This window comes from Pararhodobacter sp. CCB-MM2 (assembly GCF_001691415.1).
Classification (GTDB): Bacteria; Pseudomonadota; Alphaproteobacteria; order Rhodobacterales; family Rhodobacteraceae; genus Pararhodobacter.
This window is the reverse complement of record NZ_LRRR01000033.1, coordinates 1-13,625: the sequence shown is the minus strand read 5'-3', so window position 1 is coordinate 13,625 and position 13,625 is coordinate 1. Positions and strand designations below refer to the sequence as shown.

The following is a 13,625-nucleotide window of genomic DNA, read 5'->3' as shown; positions in this document are numbered from 1 at the left end:
TCTTGGGTGGGTAGGCTGCCCCGCGCGACAGGACCCAGATGGAGACGATGATGACCACCCAACCCGACGCCCCCGATGATGACACCCTGCGCAAGATCCTGCGGCAGATCCGCGTGGTGGGCGTGGTCGGTGTCTCCTCGAACCCGGTGCGCCCCAGCTATTTCGTCGCGCGCTATCTGGGCCTGAAGGGCATGCGGGTGATCGGGGTCAATCCGGGGCTGGCCGGGCAGCGCTTGTTCGGTGAGGTGGCGGTGGGCGAGGTGTCCGAGCTGCCGCCCGAGGTCGACATGCTGGACGTCTTCCGCCGCTCGGAACACGTGGCCCCCATCGTGCGCGAGGCGCTGGACAATCTGCCGGGGCTGAAGACGGTCTGGCTGCAGATCGGCGTGGTCAGCGAGGAGGCGCGGGAAATGTGTGCCGAGCGTGGCGTGAATTTCATTCAGAACCGTTGCCCGAAGATCGAATATCAGCGCCTGTTCGGCGAGCTGCGCATGGGCGGGTTCAACACCGGGGTGATCAGCTCGAAGCTTTGAGCTTGAGGTGATCGCGCAGGGTCTTCACCTGATCGCGAAGGGCCATGACCTCGGGCAGCGACATGCCCGTGGCTTCCAAAAAGCAGGCTGGGACATGGGCGGCCTTTTGGCGCAGCGCCTCACCCTCCGGCGCGAGGGTCACGCGCACCTGCCGCTCATCGACCTTGTCACGGCGGCGCGCCACCAGACCCGCGGCCTCCATCCGTTTCAGTAAGGGCGTGAGGGTGTTCGTCTCCAGCGCCAGCTGCGCCCCCAAGGCGCCGACCGTCTGGTCGTCCAGCACCCAGAGGGCCGAGAGCACCAGATATTGCGGATAGGTCAGGCCCAGCGGGTCGAGCAGCGGCTTATAGGCCGCCTGCATCGCGTGCTGGGCGGAATAGAGCGAAAAGCAGAGCATGTCGGCGGGGGCGATGGGCATGTCTGGAAGATAAGTCGCGCACGATAGAAGCGCAAGCGATTGACAGGCGGGGCGACTCATCCTAATTATATCGCATACGACATAATCGTGAGCGATAGGAGAGACCCATGACCGTCGACGTCAAATACCGCACCGAAGCCACCGCAACCGGCGGCGGCCGCAACGGCAGCGCCAGCCTGGCCAGCGGCATGCTGACCATGACCATGGCAACGCCGAAGGAGCTGGGTGGTTCCGGCAAGGGCCATAACCCGGAAGAGCTGTTCGCGCTGGGCTATGCCGCCTGCTTCCTCGGCGCGATGCGCGCTGCGGCCAATATGCAGAAGCTGGGCACCGTTCCGGACGACGCCACCGTCACCGCCAATGTCGGCATCGGCCCGCGCGACGATGGCGGCTTCGGCATCGCCGTCGAGCTGAAGATCGCCATCCCGGGCGTCGAGCCCGAACTGGCGCAGAAGATGGTCGATGCCGGCCACTTCGTCTGCCCTTACTCGCATGCGACCAAGGGCAACATCGACGTCACGCTGACGCTGGTCTGATTAGTCCAGCAAGGTTTGCATCAGCAGGCTGTCCGGGTCGGTCAGGTCGTCGATGACGTTGAAATGGTGCAGCCCCGGCGCGACATGCCAGGCGCAGTCCCAGTTCTCGCTCAGAAGGCGCGCCTGCCACAGGAAGCTCGGCCGTTCCTGACCGCCGACCCAGACCGTACAATCCACATCCCCGCGCTTCGACAGGAGCGCGGGGCTTTCTCGATCCGCCTCCTCGGCATCGAGCTGCAGCTGCGTGTTCATCGCGGTCTGCCGCAGCGGATGCAGGTCCGAGAGCGGCGAGATCGGCACCACGCGGGCCAGCCTCTCGGCCCAGGCCGGGTTGCGATCCGCGCAAGCCATCCGGGCCGAGAGATGCCCGCCCGCCGAATGCCCGGTGACCACGATCGGGCCGTCGACAGCCTCGGCCGCCAGCGTGATCGCCGCTTCGACCTCATCCGTCATCTGGTGGATCCGCGCCTCGGGTGCCAGCGTGTAGCCCGGCATCGCCACCGCCCAGTCCCGCGCCAGCGCGCCACGGGCGAAATGCGACCAGGTCGAGGGCGAGAAGTTCAGCCAATAGCCGCCATGGATGAAGACCATGAGCCCGGCGACCGGCCCCTCGGGCAGGAACAGGTCGACCTTCTGACGCGCGGTGCTACCATAGCTCAGACCGAGGCGGGCGCGATCTCCCAGCTCCTCGCGAAAGGCGGCGGCCTCGGCCTCCCAGCGCGGGACAAAGCTGCCCGCATCGGGGATGAAGTCGCCATTCGCGTAGGCTAGGCTCAGATCGTCGGCCATGGATGCTCCATTGCTTGCGTTGTTAAGTAATTTGTGCTCTCTGTGACCCGAGCCCGCATCAGGCATTCGAGGAAGAGGAACCATGCTGGACGACACTACCGATCTTAGGCGCCTGCTCAAGGACCCGTCGCTGTTTGAAACCCGGGCCCTCGTGGCCGGAGATTGGGTCGAGGCCGATGACGGCGCGACCTTCGAGGTGACCAACCCGGCGCGCGGCGATGTCATCGCCAAGGTCGCCGACCTGTCGCGTGCGGAAGTCGCCCGCGCCATCGCCGCGGCCGAGACGGCGATGAAGGAATGGGCCAAGCGCACCGGCAAGGAACGCGCGGCGGTGCTGCGCAAATGGTACGACCTGATGGTCGAAAATGCCGATGACCTCGCCACGATCCTGACCGCCGAGATGGGCAAGCCACTGGCCGAGGCCAAGGGCGAGATCCTCTATGGCGCGGGCTTCGTCGAATGGTTCGGCGAGGAAGCCAAGCGCATCTATGGCGAGACCATCCCCGGCCATATGCGCGACAAGCGGATCACCGTGCTGAAGCAGCCGATTGGGGTCTGCGCCTCAATCACGCCCTGGAACTTCCCGAACGCGATGATCGCCCGCAAGGTCGCCCCGGCTCTGGCGGCAGGTTGCGGTTTCGTTGCCCGACCGGCCGCCGAGACGCCGCTCTCGGCGCTGGCGATGGCGGTGCTGGCCGAACGCGCGGGGGTGCCCAAGGGGGTTTTGTCCGTGGTCACCTCCTCGCGCTCCTCGGATGTGGGCAAGGAGTTCTGCGAGAACCCGGCGGTGCGCAAGTTGACCTTTACCGGCTCGACCGAGGTGGGTCGCATCCTGCTCAAGCAGGCCGCCGATCAGGTGATGAAATGCTCGATGGAGCTTGGTGGCAACGCGCCCTTCATCGTCTTCGATGACGCCGATCTCGATGCGGCGGTCGAGGGGGCCATGGCCTCGAAATTCCGCAACAACGGCCAGACCTGCGTCTGCGCGAACCGCATCTACGTGCAATCGGGCGTCTACGATGCCTTCGCCGAGAAGCTGCGCGCAGCGGTCGAGAAGCTGAACGTGGGCGACGGTCTGGAGAAGGACGTGACCACCGGCCCCTTGATCAACGCCAAGGCGGTCGAGAAGGTCGAGGAGCATATCAAGGACGTGCTCGATCATGGTGGCGCGCTGCTGACGGGCGGCCATCGCCACACCCTCGGCGGGACTTTCTTCCAGCCGACGGTGGTCACCGGCGTGACGCAGGAGATGAAGGTCGCGCAGGAGGAAACCTTCGGGCCCCTCGCGCCGCTGTTCAAATTCGAGACCGAGGAAGAGGCGATCCACTACGCCAATGACACGATCTTCGGCCTCGCCTGCTATTTCTACGCTCAAAACGTCGGTCGCGTGACCCGCGTGCAGGAGGCGCTGGAATACGGCATCGTCGGCGTGAACACCGGCCTCATCTCGACCGAGGTCGCGCCCTTCGGCGGCGTGAAGCAATCCGGCCTCGGCCGCGAAGGCTCGCATTTCGGCATCGAGGACTTCCTCGAGCTGAAATACATCTGCCTGAGCATCTGAGGGACGGGCGCCGCGCCCCTCTCTCACCTTGTTCCAAATACTCAATCGGCGCGGGCCACCCCGCGCCGCTTTCGTTATGGGCAGCCGACGCAAACAAAAAAGGGCGCCAAAGCGCCCCTTCCTAATACCGTCTCAAAGCAGGGTCAGAACGGCTCGCCGAACTTGTCCGCGACCAGCTTGGCCAAAGCGTCGATCAGCGGCGCGGCCTGTTCGCCCTCGGTGCGGACACGGATCTCGGTCCCGCGCGAGGCGGCCAGCATCAGAAGACCCATGATCGAATCGCCGGAGACGCTCATGCCGTCCTTCTCGACCTCGGCCTGCGCGTCATGGGCTTCCACCACCTCGACGAATTTCGCCGAGGCGCGGGCATGCAGCCCCTTTTCGTTGACGATCTTCAGGACCCGCTCCGCGCTCATACGCCCCCGCCTCCGGTCATCTCATAGGAATTGATGTAGCGGCGCCCGGCTTCCAGCGCCAAGGCCGCGGCGTCGGGCACCGGCAAGGCGCGCGACTTGGCCAGCTTGATCAGCATCGGCAGGTTGGCCCCGTACAGAATGCGCCGATCGGGCTGACAACAGGCGGGCATCGACAGGTTGGACGGAGAGCCGCCGAACATGTCGGTCACCACGACGACCCCGTCGCCCGAATCTACATCATCGGCCGCCGCGCAGATTTCCGCCTGCTTGCGCGCCCGGTCATGGTCATATTCGATCGCGATCGCCTTGATCCCGATTTGCTTGCCAACCACATGCTCGACCGCGGCGAGATACTCCCGCGCCAGCCCACCATGTGCGACGATCACGATCCCGATCACGTCCCTAACCCTTGCTCAGTCGAGGTCGCCATCAGGCGACGTCGTTCCAGCTCCCTGTGTCTCTTTGACACCCGCCAGCCTTGCTCTGCAAGCACCCGGCTCATTTTTTCTGCACATGCAACGCTGCGGTGCTTACCGCCCGTGCATCCGAAAGCTATCGTCAACGAGGTCTTCCCCTCATCCACAAATGCCTCCAGCAACGAGGCGACCAGACCATGCACCCGCTCGAAGAAATCGGCGAAGCGTGGATCGGCCTCGACAAAGGCGGCGACGTCCGGGGTGCGGCCGTCATGCTCGCGCAGCGCCGGCTCCCAATGCGGATTGGCAAGGAAGCGGCAGTCGAACACCATGTCCACCCCGCGCGGCAGGCCGCGCTTGTAGGAAAAGCTCTGGATTGCCAAGGCCATGGGCCGCCCATCCACCGGGGCGAACCAATCGCCGATCTCGGCCCGCAGCTGGTGCGGCGTCAGCGTCGAGGTGTCCAACAGGACATCGGCACGCGCGCGGACCGGCTCCAGCAGGCCCAGTTCATGCTCGATCCCCGGCAGGGGGGCGTCATCGGGGCTGAGGGGGTGGCGGCGGCGGGTCTCGGAATAGCGGCGGACCAAGGTGTCGGCATCGCAATCGAGATACAGAAGGTCCGCACGCACGCCCGGCATCCGGTGCAGGCGGTCGACCAGCTCGATCAGGGCTTCGGAGGAAAAGTCGCGATTGCGGACATCCACGCCCAAGGCCAGCGGGCGGGGCAGGGGCGGGCCGTCCAGAAGCCGGGGAATCAGCGACATGGGCAGGTTGTCGATGGCCTCGAACCCGAGGTCCTCCAGCGCGTTGATCGCAGACGACCGTCCGGCACCCGAGGGGCCGGTGACCATCACCATGCGAACCTGATTCACGCCTTCCTGCATCACTCAGACCCTGACATTCGCCGAATCCTTCATGCCTCTTAGATAATGGCCCAGCGCGCGAGCGAAAGCCGAATCGGGCCGCGCTGGCAGACACTCTATCGTGACACCTTGAAGACAGCGTTTCTGCGGCTCGGGCAGGCGGGCGGGCGGCAGGGCCAGATCGACCGCGAGGACGATCCGCGCAAGGCGCCGGAGCGGCAGGGTCAACAAGCCCAGCCCGCGGGCCTCGATCAGGCCGGCGATCGGTGCGGGGGCACGGGCGTAAAGCTCTCCGTCCGAGGCGCAGAGCAGCACCTGATCGTCCGATACAAGCTGCGCGCCCTCACCGATCAGCGCCATCGCCAGCCGGGATTTCCCGGCGCCCGAGGGGCCGAGGATCAGCACGCCGCGCTGGGGCCCGAAAGCCACGGCGGAGGCGTGCAGATTGGGGGGCGTCAAAGGGGCAGGCCGACGACGAAGCGCGCACCCAGCGGCGGCGAGTTCTTGTCGGCGGTGGTCGGGCGGATGTTCTCGGCCCAGATCACGCCGCCATGGGCTTCGATGATCTGCTTGGAAATCGCCAGGCCAAGGCCCGAGTGGTTGCCGAAGTCCTGCGGACGCTCGGAATAGAAGCGCTTGAAGACCTTGGCCAGCGCCTGCTCGGGGATGCCGGGGCCGGTATCCTCGACGACAACCAGCACCCGGTTCTCGCGCTTGCGGGCCCAGATGCGCACGGCGTCGCCTTCCTCGCAGAAGGAGATGGCGTTGGTGATCAGGTTGACGAAGACCTGCGCCAGACGGGCCTCAAGCCCTTGGATCATGATCGCGTCGCGCGGCAATTCGCTGATGAATTCGACACCCTTGGCCTCGGCCTCCTGCGCGAGGTGCTGGGACAGGTTGTCCAGCGTCTTGCACAGGTTGAAGGTCTCTTCCTCTTCCTTGACCAACTCGGAATCAAGGCGCGAGGCGTTCGACGTGTCCGAGATCAGGCGGTCGAGGCGGCGCACGTCATGCTCGATCACGTCGAGGAGGCGCGTCACCTGATCCTCGCGCTTGGCCACCCGGAGCGTACCGACGGCGGAGCGCAGCGAGGCGAGCGGGTTCTTGATCTCATGCGCCACATCGGCGGCGAATTGTTCGTTCGCGTCGATCCGGTCGTAAAGCGCGGTCACCATGCCGCGCATGGCCGAGCTGAGGCGCCCGATCTCGTCGGGGCGGCCGGTCAGGTCGGGGATGCGCACGCGGCCCGGCGACATGCGGCGGGCGTTCTTGTCCCGGCCGAGTTCGGCGGCGGTGGCAAGGTCGGCCAAGGGGTTGGCGATGGTCGAGGCCAGCACCAGCGACAGGCCGACGGAGACCAGCAGCGCGACGATGAACATCTGCAGCACCTGCTCACGCTCGGCGCGCAGCATGCGTTCGATCCCGGCGGGGATCTGCTGCATCACCACCGAGCCGACGACGATGCCATTCTCGAACACCGGCGCGGCGGCCAGCATGCGGAAGCCGTCATCCAGACGAAGGGTGCGGCTGGCGGAATGGCCGTTCATCGCCTCGGCATGCAGGTCCGACAGCAGGACCGAGGGGTCGGGCTGCGGCGAGCGGTCGCCGGGGATGATCGCCGAGAGGCCGGACCACAGCGCATCGAGGATATCGGAAATCAGCGTGGGCTGGTCATCATCGACCGCCAAGCGGTCCAGCGGCGTGGAACGACGGGCGTCCGAGCCGCGGCGCGCGCTTTCGACGGCGCCATCGGCGCTGAGGAGCAGTACCTCGGTCTCGCCGTTGAGGGTCAGGGCGTTGATGGCGCGACGGCGCGCAGCGAGGGCGTCGGCCTCGGAATAGCCCGGCTGATCGGGCAGCAGGGCAGGCAGGGCGCCCACGACATCCGCCAGACCTTCGGCCTGATCGACGAGGCTGATTTCATGCTGGCGCGCCAGCGAGTCCCGGAAGGGGTTGGTGACCAACACGCCGGCGACCAGAAGCACCAGCGCCAGCATGTTGAACAGGATGATCTTCCGGGCCAGCGGGGACTGGAAGATCGAGAAAAGGCCGCGGCGGGCGCGGTGAATGCGCACTTCGGTGTCGACCGCGCTTTGCGGCCTCACCCAATCGTCGCCCAGGACGACCTCGCTGCCCGGCGCGCCGGTCTGCGTGTTCACCTCTGCCCCCACCGCCTTATGTTCTTACGGGACATGCCCCTCACCGGAGCGGCCGATCGCATCCTGCGATCAGGCCTCGTTGTACTTGTAACCGATACCGTACAGCGTTTCGATCGACGAGAAGTCTTCATCGACCGTGCGCATCTTCTTGCGCAGGCGCTTGATGTGGCTGTCGATCGTGCGGTCATCGACATAGACCTGATCGTCATAGGCCACGTCCATCAGCTGGTCGCGCGACTTGACGAAGCCGGGACGCTGGGCCAGCGCCTGCAGCAGCAGGAATTCGGTCACCGTCAGCGTGACCTCCTTGCCCTTCCAGGTCACCGCGTGACGCAGCGGGTCCATGCTGAGCGAGCCGCGCACCATGACCTTGGTGTCCTCGGTCGTGCCGACCTCGTTGGTCTCCTGCGCCTGCTGGCGGCGCAGCAGCGAGCGGATCCGTTCGATCAGCAGGCGCTGCGAGAAGGGCTTCTTGACGTAATCGTCGGCACCCATGCGCAACCCGAGGACCTCGTCGATCTCATCGTCCTTGGAGGTCAGGAAGATCACCGGCATCTGCGTCTTCTGGCGCAGGCGCTGCAGAAGTTCCATGCCGTCCATGCGGGGCATCTTGATGTCCAGGACGGCCATGTCCGGGAGCTTGCGGTTGAACGCATCCAGCGCCGATTGGCCGTCGTTATAAGTCTCGACTTCGAAGCCCTCGGCTTCGAGCGAGATGGAAACCGACGTCAGGATATTCCTGTCGTCGTCCACAAGGGCGATCTTCGACATGTGCCTGTCCTCGTAATGCTGCTCATTGGTCTTATTTTTCGCGACATTCTGGGGTTTTCGCCCGATAGAATCAACCGCATAGTCAACAAAGCAGCGCGAAGTGCGGCGAAAATACCGCGTCGAGGGTGAAGATTTCGCTTAACGGAACACCGCTTTCCGATCCGCTGCGACAGTTTGCGATAACACCGGGATGTTGGCGCTAAACGGTTAAATGTGTCCTGTTCCTTCCTGAAATCGCCATGATATAGGCCAGAAGACGGTTGAGGAGACCTGAAGCCGGGTTGCCCTGAGGCAGGGGGCGGCTCCGGAAATTTTTTCCAAATCGAGGCCAAGCGCCACGGCCAAGGAGCGAGCACCATGACTGCAGGACGTGTCAATCCCAACTACAAGCTCGAGGATCAGGGCATCACCGGGCTGGGTTCGGTGGCCTACAACCTGATCGAGCCCGCACTCGTCGAAGCCGCGCTGACCCGCGGTGAAGGCACGCTGGGCAAGGGGGGCGCGTTCCTCGTGTCGACCGGCCAGTTCACCGGCCGCTCGCCCAAGGACAAGTTCGTCGTCCGGACGCCTTCGGTCGAAGACACCATCTGGTGGGACAACAACAAGCCGATGGCCCCCGAGGCCTTCGACCGTCTGTATGCGGACATGCTCGCCCACATGCAGGGTCGTGACTATTTCGTCCAGGATCTGTTCGGGGGCGCCGATGCCGAACACCGTCTGGACGTGCGCGTCGTGTCCGAGCTCGCCTGGCACAACCTGTTCATCCGCCACCTGCTGCGCCGTCCGACCCGCGACGAGCTGGACAGCTTCGTGCCGGAATGGACGATCATCAACTGCCCCTCGTTCAAGGCTGACCCCGAACGCCACGGCTGCCGCACCGAAACGGTGATCTCGCTGAACTTCGATCGTAAGGTCATCCTGATCGCCAACACCGAATACGCTGGCGAGAACAAGAAATCGGTCTTTACGCTGCTGAACTACATCCTGCCCGGCAAGGGCGTGATGGCGATGCACTGCTCGGCCAACCACGCGATCGGCAACCCCGATGATGCGGCCGTGTTCTTCGGCCTCTCGGGCACCGGCAAGACCACGCTGTCGGCCGACCCGTCGCGCACCCTGATCGGCGATGACGAGCACGGCTGGTCCGAGAACGGCATCTTCAACTTCGAAGGCGGCTGCTACGCGAAGACGATCAACCTCTCGGCCGAAGCCGAGCCGGAGATCTACGCGACGACCACCAAGTTCGGCACCGTCATCGAGAACATGGTCTACGATCCCGAGACGCTGGATCTGGACTTCGAGGACAGCTCGCTGACCGAGAACATGCGCTGCGCCTATCCGCTCGACTATATCTCGAACGCGTCGGACACCGGCCTCGGCGGCACGCCGAAGCATGTCGTGCTGCTGACCTGCGATGCCTACGGCGTCCTGCCGCCGATCGCCCGTCTGACCCCGGCGCAGGCGATGTACCACTTCCTGTCGGGCTTCACCTCGAAGACCCCGGGCACCGAGCGTGGCGTGGTCGAGCCGACCCCGACCTTCTCGACCTGCTTCGGCGCGCCGTTCATGCCGCGTCGTCCGGAAGTCTACGGCAAGCTGCTGCAGGAGAAGATCGCGCAATACGGCTCGGATTGCTGGCTGGTGAACACCGGCTGGACCGGCGGCGCCTTCGGCACCGGCAAGCGCATGCCGATCAAGGCGACCCGCGCCCTGCTGACCGCCGCGCTGAACGGCTCGCTGTCGAAAGGCCAGTTCCGCAAGGACCCGAACTTCGGCTTCGAAGTGCCCGTCGCCTGCGACGGCGTGGACAGCGCGCTGCTCGACCCGCGCTCGACCTGGGCCGATGGTGCGGCCTATGACGCGCAGGCCGCGAAGCTGGTGCACATGTTCTCCGAGAACTTCGCCCAGTACGTGCCCTATATCGACGAAGACGTGAAAGCCGCTGCGATCGGCTGATCGGATGGCTCGCGTTCTCAATGCCCTGGCTGGCCCCGTCCTGGTGACGGGGCTTTGCCTCTTTGGGGCCCCCGGCATGTCTCAGCCCTTGGGCGAGGTCTCGGACCGGGTCGCGGATCTGCAACTGGGTCTGTTCTGTGCACCTCCCGAAGGCGGGCGCCGCCCGGCGCCGGGCACCATGGCCGGCTGGGTCCACATCCCTGATCAGCCGGTGCAGATGGTCGCCACCGGCACCGTCGCGCCGGCTGTGTTGGGGCAGGGGTTCGGCGTCCGCTACCGGTTGGCCGACAACCTCGGCGCGACGACGCAATATACGGTGACGCATCCGCCGATGCCGCCCAGCGGCACCACGGCTCAGACCTGGAGCGGCTCGGTCGCGCCGGGCGACGGCGATACCGTGTTCTTCCAGTTCGACATCCCCGAGGAACTGCAGCTGGGCGACTGGACCTTCACCGCCGAAGCGGATGGCGAGGTCCTGTTCACGGTGCTGTTCACCGTCGTCGCCCCCGCGGAAATCCCCGAGGCGGCGCATCTGTGCGACGCGCCCTCGCTTCTGTCGTTCAGGCGAACAGGCCCCGCTGCAGCAGGTTGAGCGCGCTCAGGATCAGCAGGATCAGCGTCCAGCGCTTGAAGCGGACGGGGTCCATGCGGTCATGCGCGCGGTAGCCCAGCCACATCCCGCCAAAGGCCGGGATGATCATCAACGCCGACAGCACCCCCGTCTCGGCGTTCAGCACGCCTGAGCGCAGGTGGGCCAGCGTCAGCACGATCGCACCCATCAGGAAGATCACGCTCATCACGCGGACCATCTCGGTCTTCTCGACCTTGGCAGCCATCAGGTAGACGATGGAGGGCGGGCCCCAAACGCCCGAGATCCCGCCGTAAAGCCCGCCGATCAGGCCGGAGGTCAGCTCGATCGGTCCGCGCGCCCGGGGCGGGATATCCGGCGACCAGCCACTCAATTGCAGGCCGGCGAAGAACAGGACGGCCACGCCCAGCAACAGGAACATCGCCTGTTGCGGCAGGTCGACGACGAAGGGCGCGGTGATCAGGATGCCGCCCATGGTCGCGATGATGATCCGCCAGAATTTCAGGCCCGAGGCCAGCGCCGGGGCAACGCCATGGCGCAGGGATTGGTGCAGGTTCGACACGAGGACCGGCAGGATCAGCGCCGCCAGAGCGGTCTGCGCGGGCATGAAGGACGGCAGGACCGCGATCATGATCAGCGGCATGGCAAAGCCGATCGCGCCCTTGACGAAGCCCGCGCCCAGCGTCACCGCCGCCGCCAGCAGAAAGGCCCACAGCGGTAGGCCCGCAATCATGCTATCCATGGAAAATCTCCTTCGGTCAGGATCTTGTAGACCTGCGCTGGAGGAGGTGCACGGCCAAAACGAGCGCGACATTTTCATGCTTGAGGCGATGTCGTGTTGAATTAATGTTGCGCTGCGACTGCGAAGGGGCTATCGCTGCACCAGCAATACAAGCCCCGCGAAGGAGTCGCCCCATGCCCCATGATGGACAGGACCTGAGTGCCGCCGCACCGCTGATGGCCGATCTTCTGCCCCGCGTTGCCGCCTTGGTGGCGCCGCTGGAGGCGCTGCAGGCCCGTGCGACCGAGACCCTGCGCGCAACCGTTTCCGAGGGCGGCAAGGTGAAGGCCGGGCTGATCGAACAGAACCAGCGCGCCGCGCATGGTCTGGCCTGGCTGGCCACCTATGTCGAGGCCGTGCGCCAGATGTCCGCCTGGGCCGCGCGCCTAACCGAGGCCGGGACCTTCGGCGAAATGGAGGGGCTGATCCTGCAGATCGGCGCGGGCGAATATCTCGCGCAGATCCTCGGCGGCATCCCGATGAACCAGGGCGAGATCCTGCGCCCCTCGGATATGGGCCTGACCCCTGCCGACCTCGCCGCTTTGGCCGATCAACCGATCCTCGCCGGCAACAGCCCCGCTGCCCGCGCGCGTCTGGTCGAGCTGATGCGCGACAACCACGGTCGCGCGACCTTCGGCGCGACGGGTCTGGAGGAAGAGCTGGAGATGATCCGCGACCAGTTCCGCCGCTTCGCGGATGAGAAGGTCGCCCCCTTCGCGCATGACTGGCACCTGAAGGACCAGCTCATTCCGATGGAGATCATCGAGGAGCTGGCCGAGATGGGCGTTTTCGGCCTGACCATCCCCGAGGATTTCGGCGGCTTCGGCCTGTCCAAGGCCTCGATGGTCGTGGTCTCCGAGGAACTCTCGCGCGGCTATATCGGCGTGGGTTCGCTAGGCACGCGTTCGGAAATCGCCGCCGAATTGATCCTCGCCGGCGGCACCGACGCGCAGAAATCCGAATGGCTGCCCAAGATCGCCTCGGCCGAGATTCTGCCGACCGCCGTCTTCACTGAGCCCAACACCGGCTCGGACCTCGGCTCCTTGCGCACCCGCGCGGTGAAGAATGCGGACGGCGACTATGAAGTGACCGGCAACAAGACCTGGATCACCCATGCCGCGCGGACCCATGTGATGACGCTGCTCGCGCGTACCGATCCCAACACCACGGATTACCGCGGGCTGTCGATGTTCCTCGCCGAGAAAACGCCCGGCACCGACGAGGCCCCGTTCCCGACGCCCGGCATGACCGGCGGCGAGATCGAGGTGCTCGGCTACCGCGGCATGAAGGAATACGAGCTCGGCTTTGACGGCTTCAAGGTGAAAGGCGAGAACCTGTTGGGCGGCGAAGAGGGCAAGGGCTTCAAGCAGCTCATGCAGACCTTCGAGAGCGCCCGCATCCAGACCGCCGCCCGCGCCATCGGCGTCGCGCAGAACGCGCTGGAAGTGGGCATGCAATATGGCGAGGACCGCAAGCAGTTCGGCAAATCGCTGATCGACTTCCCCCGTGTTGCCGACAAGCTGGCGATGATGGCGGTCGAAATCATGGTGGCGCGGCAGCTCACCTATTTCTCGGCCTGGCAGAAGGACCACGACAAGCGCTGCGACCTCGAGGCCGGCATGGCGAAGCTGCTTGGCGCCCGCGTGGCCTGGGCCGCAGCGGACAATGCGTTGCAGATCCACGGCGGCAACGGCTTCGCGCTGGAATATCAGATCAGCCGCATCCTCTGCGACGCGCGCATCCTCAACATCTTCGAGGGCGCCGGCGAGATTCAGGCCCAGGTCATCGCCCGTCGCTTGCTGGATTGAGAAGAATGGCGGCCGGGCCACGCTCC

Annotated in this window: 15 protein-coding genes; 6 read left to right on the top strand and 9 right to left on the bottom strand. The window is 65.4% G+C overall.

Features of this window, described 5'->3' with window-relative positions; genetic code table 11:
• Nucleotides 1–50 precede the first annotated feature (50 nt).
• Nucleotides 51–533, top strand: a complete 483-nt coding sequence (locus tag BCY78_RS20850) for a CoA-binding protein (protein WP_068305723.1) — start codon at nt 51–53, stop codon at nt 531–533.
• Here BCY78_RS20850 and BCY78_RS20845 read toward each other — a convergent pair.
• Entirely contained in the window at nt 517–951 is a 435-nt protein-coding gene (locus BCY78_RS20845; protein ID WP_068305677.1) for a MarR family winged helix-turn-helix transcriptional regulator, read from the bottom strand. The two genes, BCY78_RS20850 and BCY78_RS20845, sit on opposite strands and share 17 nt — an antisense overlap.
• A gap of 107 nt (nt 952–1,058) precedes the next feature.
• Here BCY78_RS20845 and BCY78_RS20840 point away from each other — a divergent pair, with 107 nt between their 5' ends.
• Nucleotides 1,059–1,487, top strand: coding sequence for an organic hydroperoxide resistance protein (locus tag BCY78_RS20840; protein WP_068305675.1), 429 nt, complete (start codon nt 1,059–1,061; stop codon nt 1,485–1,487).
• Here the strand turns inward: BCY78_RS20840 and BCY78_RS20835 are convergent, their stop codons facing one another.
• Entirely contained in the window at nt 1,488–2,276 is a 789-nt protein-coding gene (locus BCY78_RS20835) for an alpha/beta hydrolase (protein WP_068305674.1), read from the bottom strand.
• Nucleotides 2,277–2,358: 82 nt separating this feature from the next.
• Here BCY78_RS20835 and BCY78_RS20830 point away from each other — a divergent pair, with 82 nt between their 5' ends.
• Nucleotides 2,359–3,837: an NAD-dependent succinate-semialdehyde dehydrogenase gene (locus BCY78_RS20830; RefSeq protein ID WP_068305672.1), complete on the top strand. Its 1,479-nt coding sequence runs from the start codon at nt 2,359–2,361 to the stop codon at nt 3,835–3,837.
• Nucleotides 3,838–3,980: 143 nt separating this feature from the next.
• Here BCY78_RS20830 and BCY78_RS20825 read toward each other — a convergent pair whose 3' ends face one another.
• The 6 genes from BCY78_RS20825 to BCY78_RS20800 all read right to left on the bottom strand — a co-directional run bounded on the left by BCY78_RS20825 (nt 3,981) and on the right by BCY78_RS20800 (nt 8,465).
• Nucleotides 3,981–4,253 carry an HPr family phosphocarrier protein gene (locus BCY78_RS20825; protein ID WP_068305670.1) on the bottom strand — a complete coding sequence of 91 codons (273 nt, stop codon included), beginning with the start codon at nt 4,251–4,253 and terminating at the stop codon, nt 3,981–3,983.
• A complete protein-coding gene (locus tag BCY78_RS20820) occupies nt 4,250–4,651 on the bottom strand; it encodes a PTS sugar transporter subunit IIA (RefSeq protein ID WP_068305668.1) in 402 nt (133 codons plus the stop codon). The genes BCY78_RS20825 and BCY78_RS20820 overlap by 4 nt, the downstream gene beginning before the upstream one ends.
• Complete coding sequence (rapZ, locus tag BCY78_RS20815; protein ID WP_068305666.1) at nt 4,648–5,556, bottom strand: RNase adapter RapZ; 909 nt, start codon at nt 5,554–5,556, stop codon at nt 4,648–4,650. Before rapZ ends, BCY78_RS20820 begins: the two co-directional genes overlap by 4 nt.
• 3 nt (nt 5,557–5,559) lie before the next feature.
• Entirely contained in the window at nt 5,560–5,964 is a 405-nt protein-coding gene (locus tag BCY78_RS20810; RefSeq protein WP_233499458.1) for an HPr kinase/phosphorylase, read from the bottom strand.
• Nucleotides 5,965–5,990: 26 nt separating this feature from the next.
• Nucleotides 5,991–7,694, bottom strand: coding sequence for an ATP-binding protein (locus tag BCY78_RS20805; protein ID WP_233499457.1), 1,704 nt, complete (start codon nt 7,692–7,694; stop codon nt 5,991–5,993).
• Nucleotides 7,695–7,763: 69 nt separating this feature from the next.
• Entirely contained in the window at nt 7,764–8,465 is a 702-nt protein-coding gene (locus BCY78_RS20800; RefSeq protein WP_068305661.1) for a response regulator transcription factor, read from the bottom strand.
• Nucleotides 8,466–8,822: 357 nt separating this feature from the next.
• Here BCY78_RS20800 and BCY78_RS20795 point away from each other — a divergent pair, with 357 nt between their 5' ends.
• The gene (locus tag BCY78_RS20795; RefSeq protein WP_068305660.1) at nt 8,823–10,421 is read left to right on the top strand and encodes a phosphoenolpyruvate carboxykinase; all 1,599 of its coding nucleotides are present in this window, start codon (nt 8,823–8,825) and stop codon (nt 10,419–10,421) included.
• 76 nt (nt 10,422–10,497) lie between these two features.
• On the top strand, nt 10,498–11,013 hold the full coding sequence (locus BCY78_RS20790) for a DUF3859 domain-containing protein (RefSeq protein WP_068305658.1): 516 nt from the start codon (nt 10,498–10,500) through the stop codon (nt 11,011–11,013).
• Here the strand turns inward: BCY78_RS20790 and BCY78_RS20785 are convergent.
• A complete protein-coding gene (locus BCY78_RS20785; protein ID WP_068305657.1) occupies nt 10,982–11,752 on the bottom strand; it encodes a sulfite exporter TauE/SafE family protein in 771 nt (256 codons plus the stop codon). The two genes, BCY78_RS20790 and BCY78_RS20785, sit on opposite strands and share 32 nt — an antisense overlap.
• Before the next feature lie 173 nt (nt 11,753–11,925).
• Here BCY78_RS20785 and BCY78_RS20780 point away from each other — a divergent pair, with 173 nt between their 5' ends.
• Nucleotides 11,926–13,599, top strand: a complete 1,674-nt coding sequence (locus BCY78_RS20780; protein WP_068305655.1) for an acyl-CoA dehydrogenase family protein — start codon at nt 11,926–11,928, stop codon at nt 13,597–13,599.
• The last annotated feature ends 26 nt before the right edge of the window (nt 13,600–13,625 follow it).

Excerpts from the sequence above, each read along its gene's own strand:
- BCY78_RS20850 (WP_068305723.1), top strand. The coding sequence starts at position 51 with ATGACCACCCAACCCGACGCCCCCGATGATGACACCCTGCGCAAGATC.
- BCY78_RS20845 (WP_068305677.1), bottom strand. The coding sequence starts at position 951 with ATGCCCATCGCCCCCGCCGACATGCTCTGCTTTTCGCTCTATTCCGCC.
- BCY78_RS20840 (WP_068305675.1), top strand. The coding sequence starts at position 1,059 with ATGACCGTCGACGTCAAATACCGCACCGAAGCCACCGCAACCGGCGGC.
- BCY78_RS20835 (WP_068305674.1), bottom strand. The coding sequence starts at position 2,276 with ATGGCCGACGATCTGAGCCTAGCCTACGCGAATGGCGACTTCATCCCC.
- BCY78_RS20830 (WP_068305672.1), top strand. The coding sequence starts at position 2,359 with ATGCTGGACGACACTACCGATCTTAGGCGCCTGCTCAAGGACCCGTCG.
- BCY78_RS20825 (WP_068305670.1), bottom strand. The coding sequence starts at position 4,253 with ATGAGCGCGGAGCGGGTCCTGAAGATCGTCAACGAAAAGGGGCTGCAT.
- rapZ (WP_068305666.1), bottom strand. The coding sequence starts at position 5,556 with ATGCAGGAAGGCGTGAATCAGGTTCGCATGGTGATGGTCACCGGCCCC.
- BCY78_RS20800 (WP_068305661.1), bottom strand. The coding sequence starts at position 8,465 with ATGTCGAAGATCGCCCTTGTGGACGACGACAGGAATATCCTGACGTCG.
- BCY78_RS20795 (WP_068305660.1), top strand. The coding sequence starts at position 8,823 with ATGACTGCAGGACGTGTCAATCCCAACTACAAGCTCGAGGATCAGGGC.
- BCY78_RS20790 (WP_068305658.1), top strand. The coding sequence starts at position 10,498 with ATGTCTCAGCCCTTGGGCGAGGTCTCGGACCGGGTCGCGGATCTGCAA.
- BCY78_RS20785 (WP_068305657.1), bottom strand. The coding sequence starts at position 11,752 with ATGGATAGCATGATTGCGGGCCTACCGCTGTGGGCCTTTCTGCTGGCG.
- BCY78_RS20780 (WP_068305655.1), top strand. The coding sequence starts at position 11,926 with ATGCCCCATGATGGACAGGACCTGAGTGCCGCCGCACCGCTGATGGCC.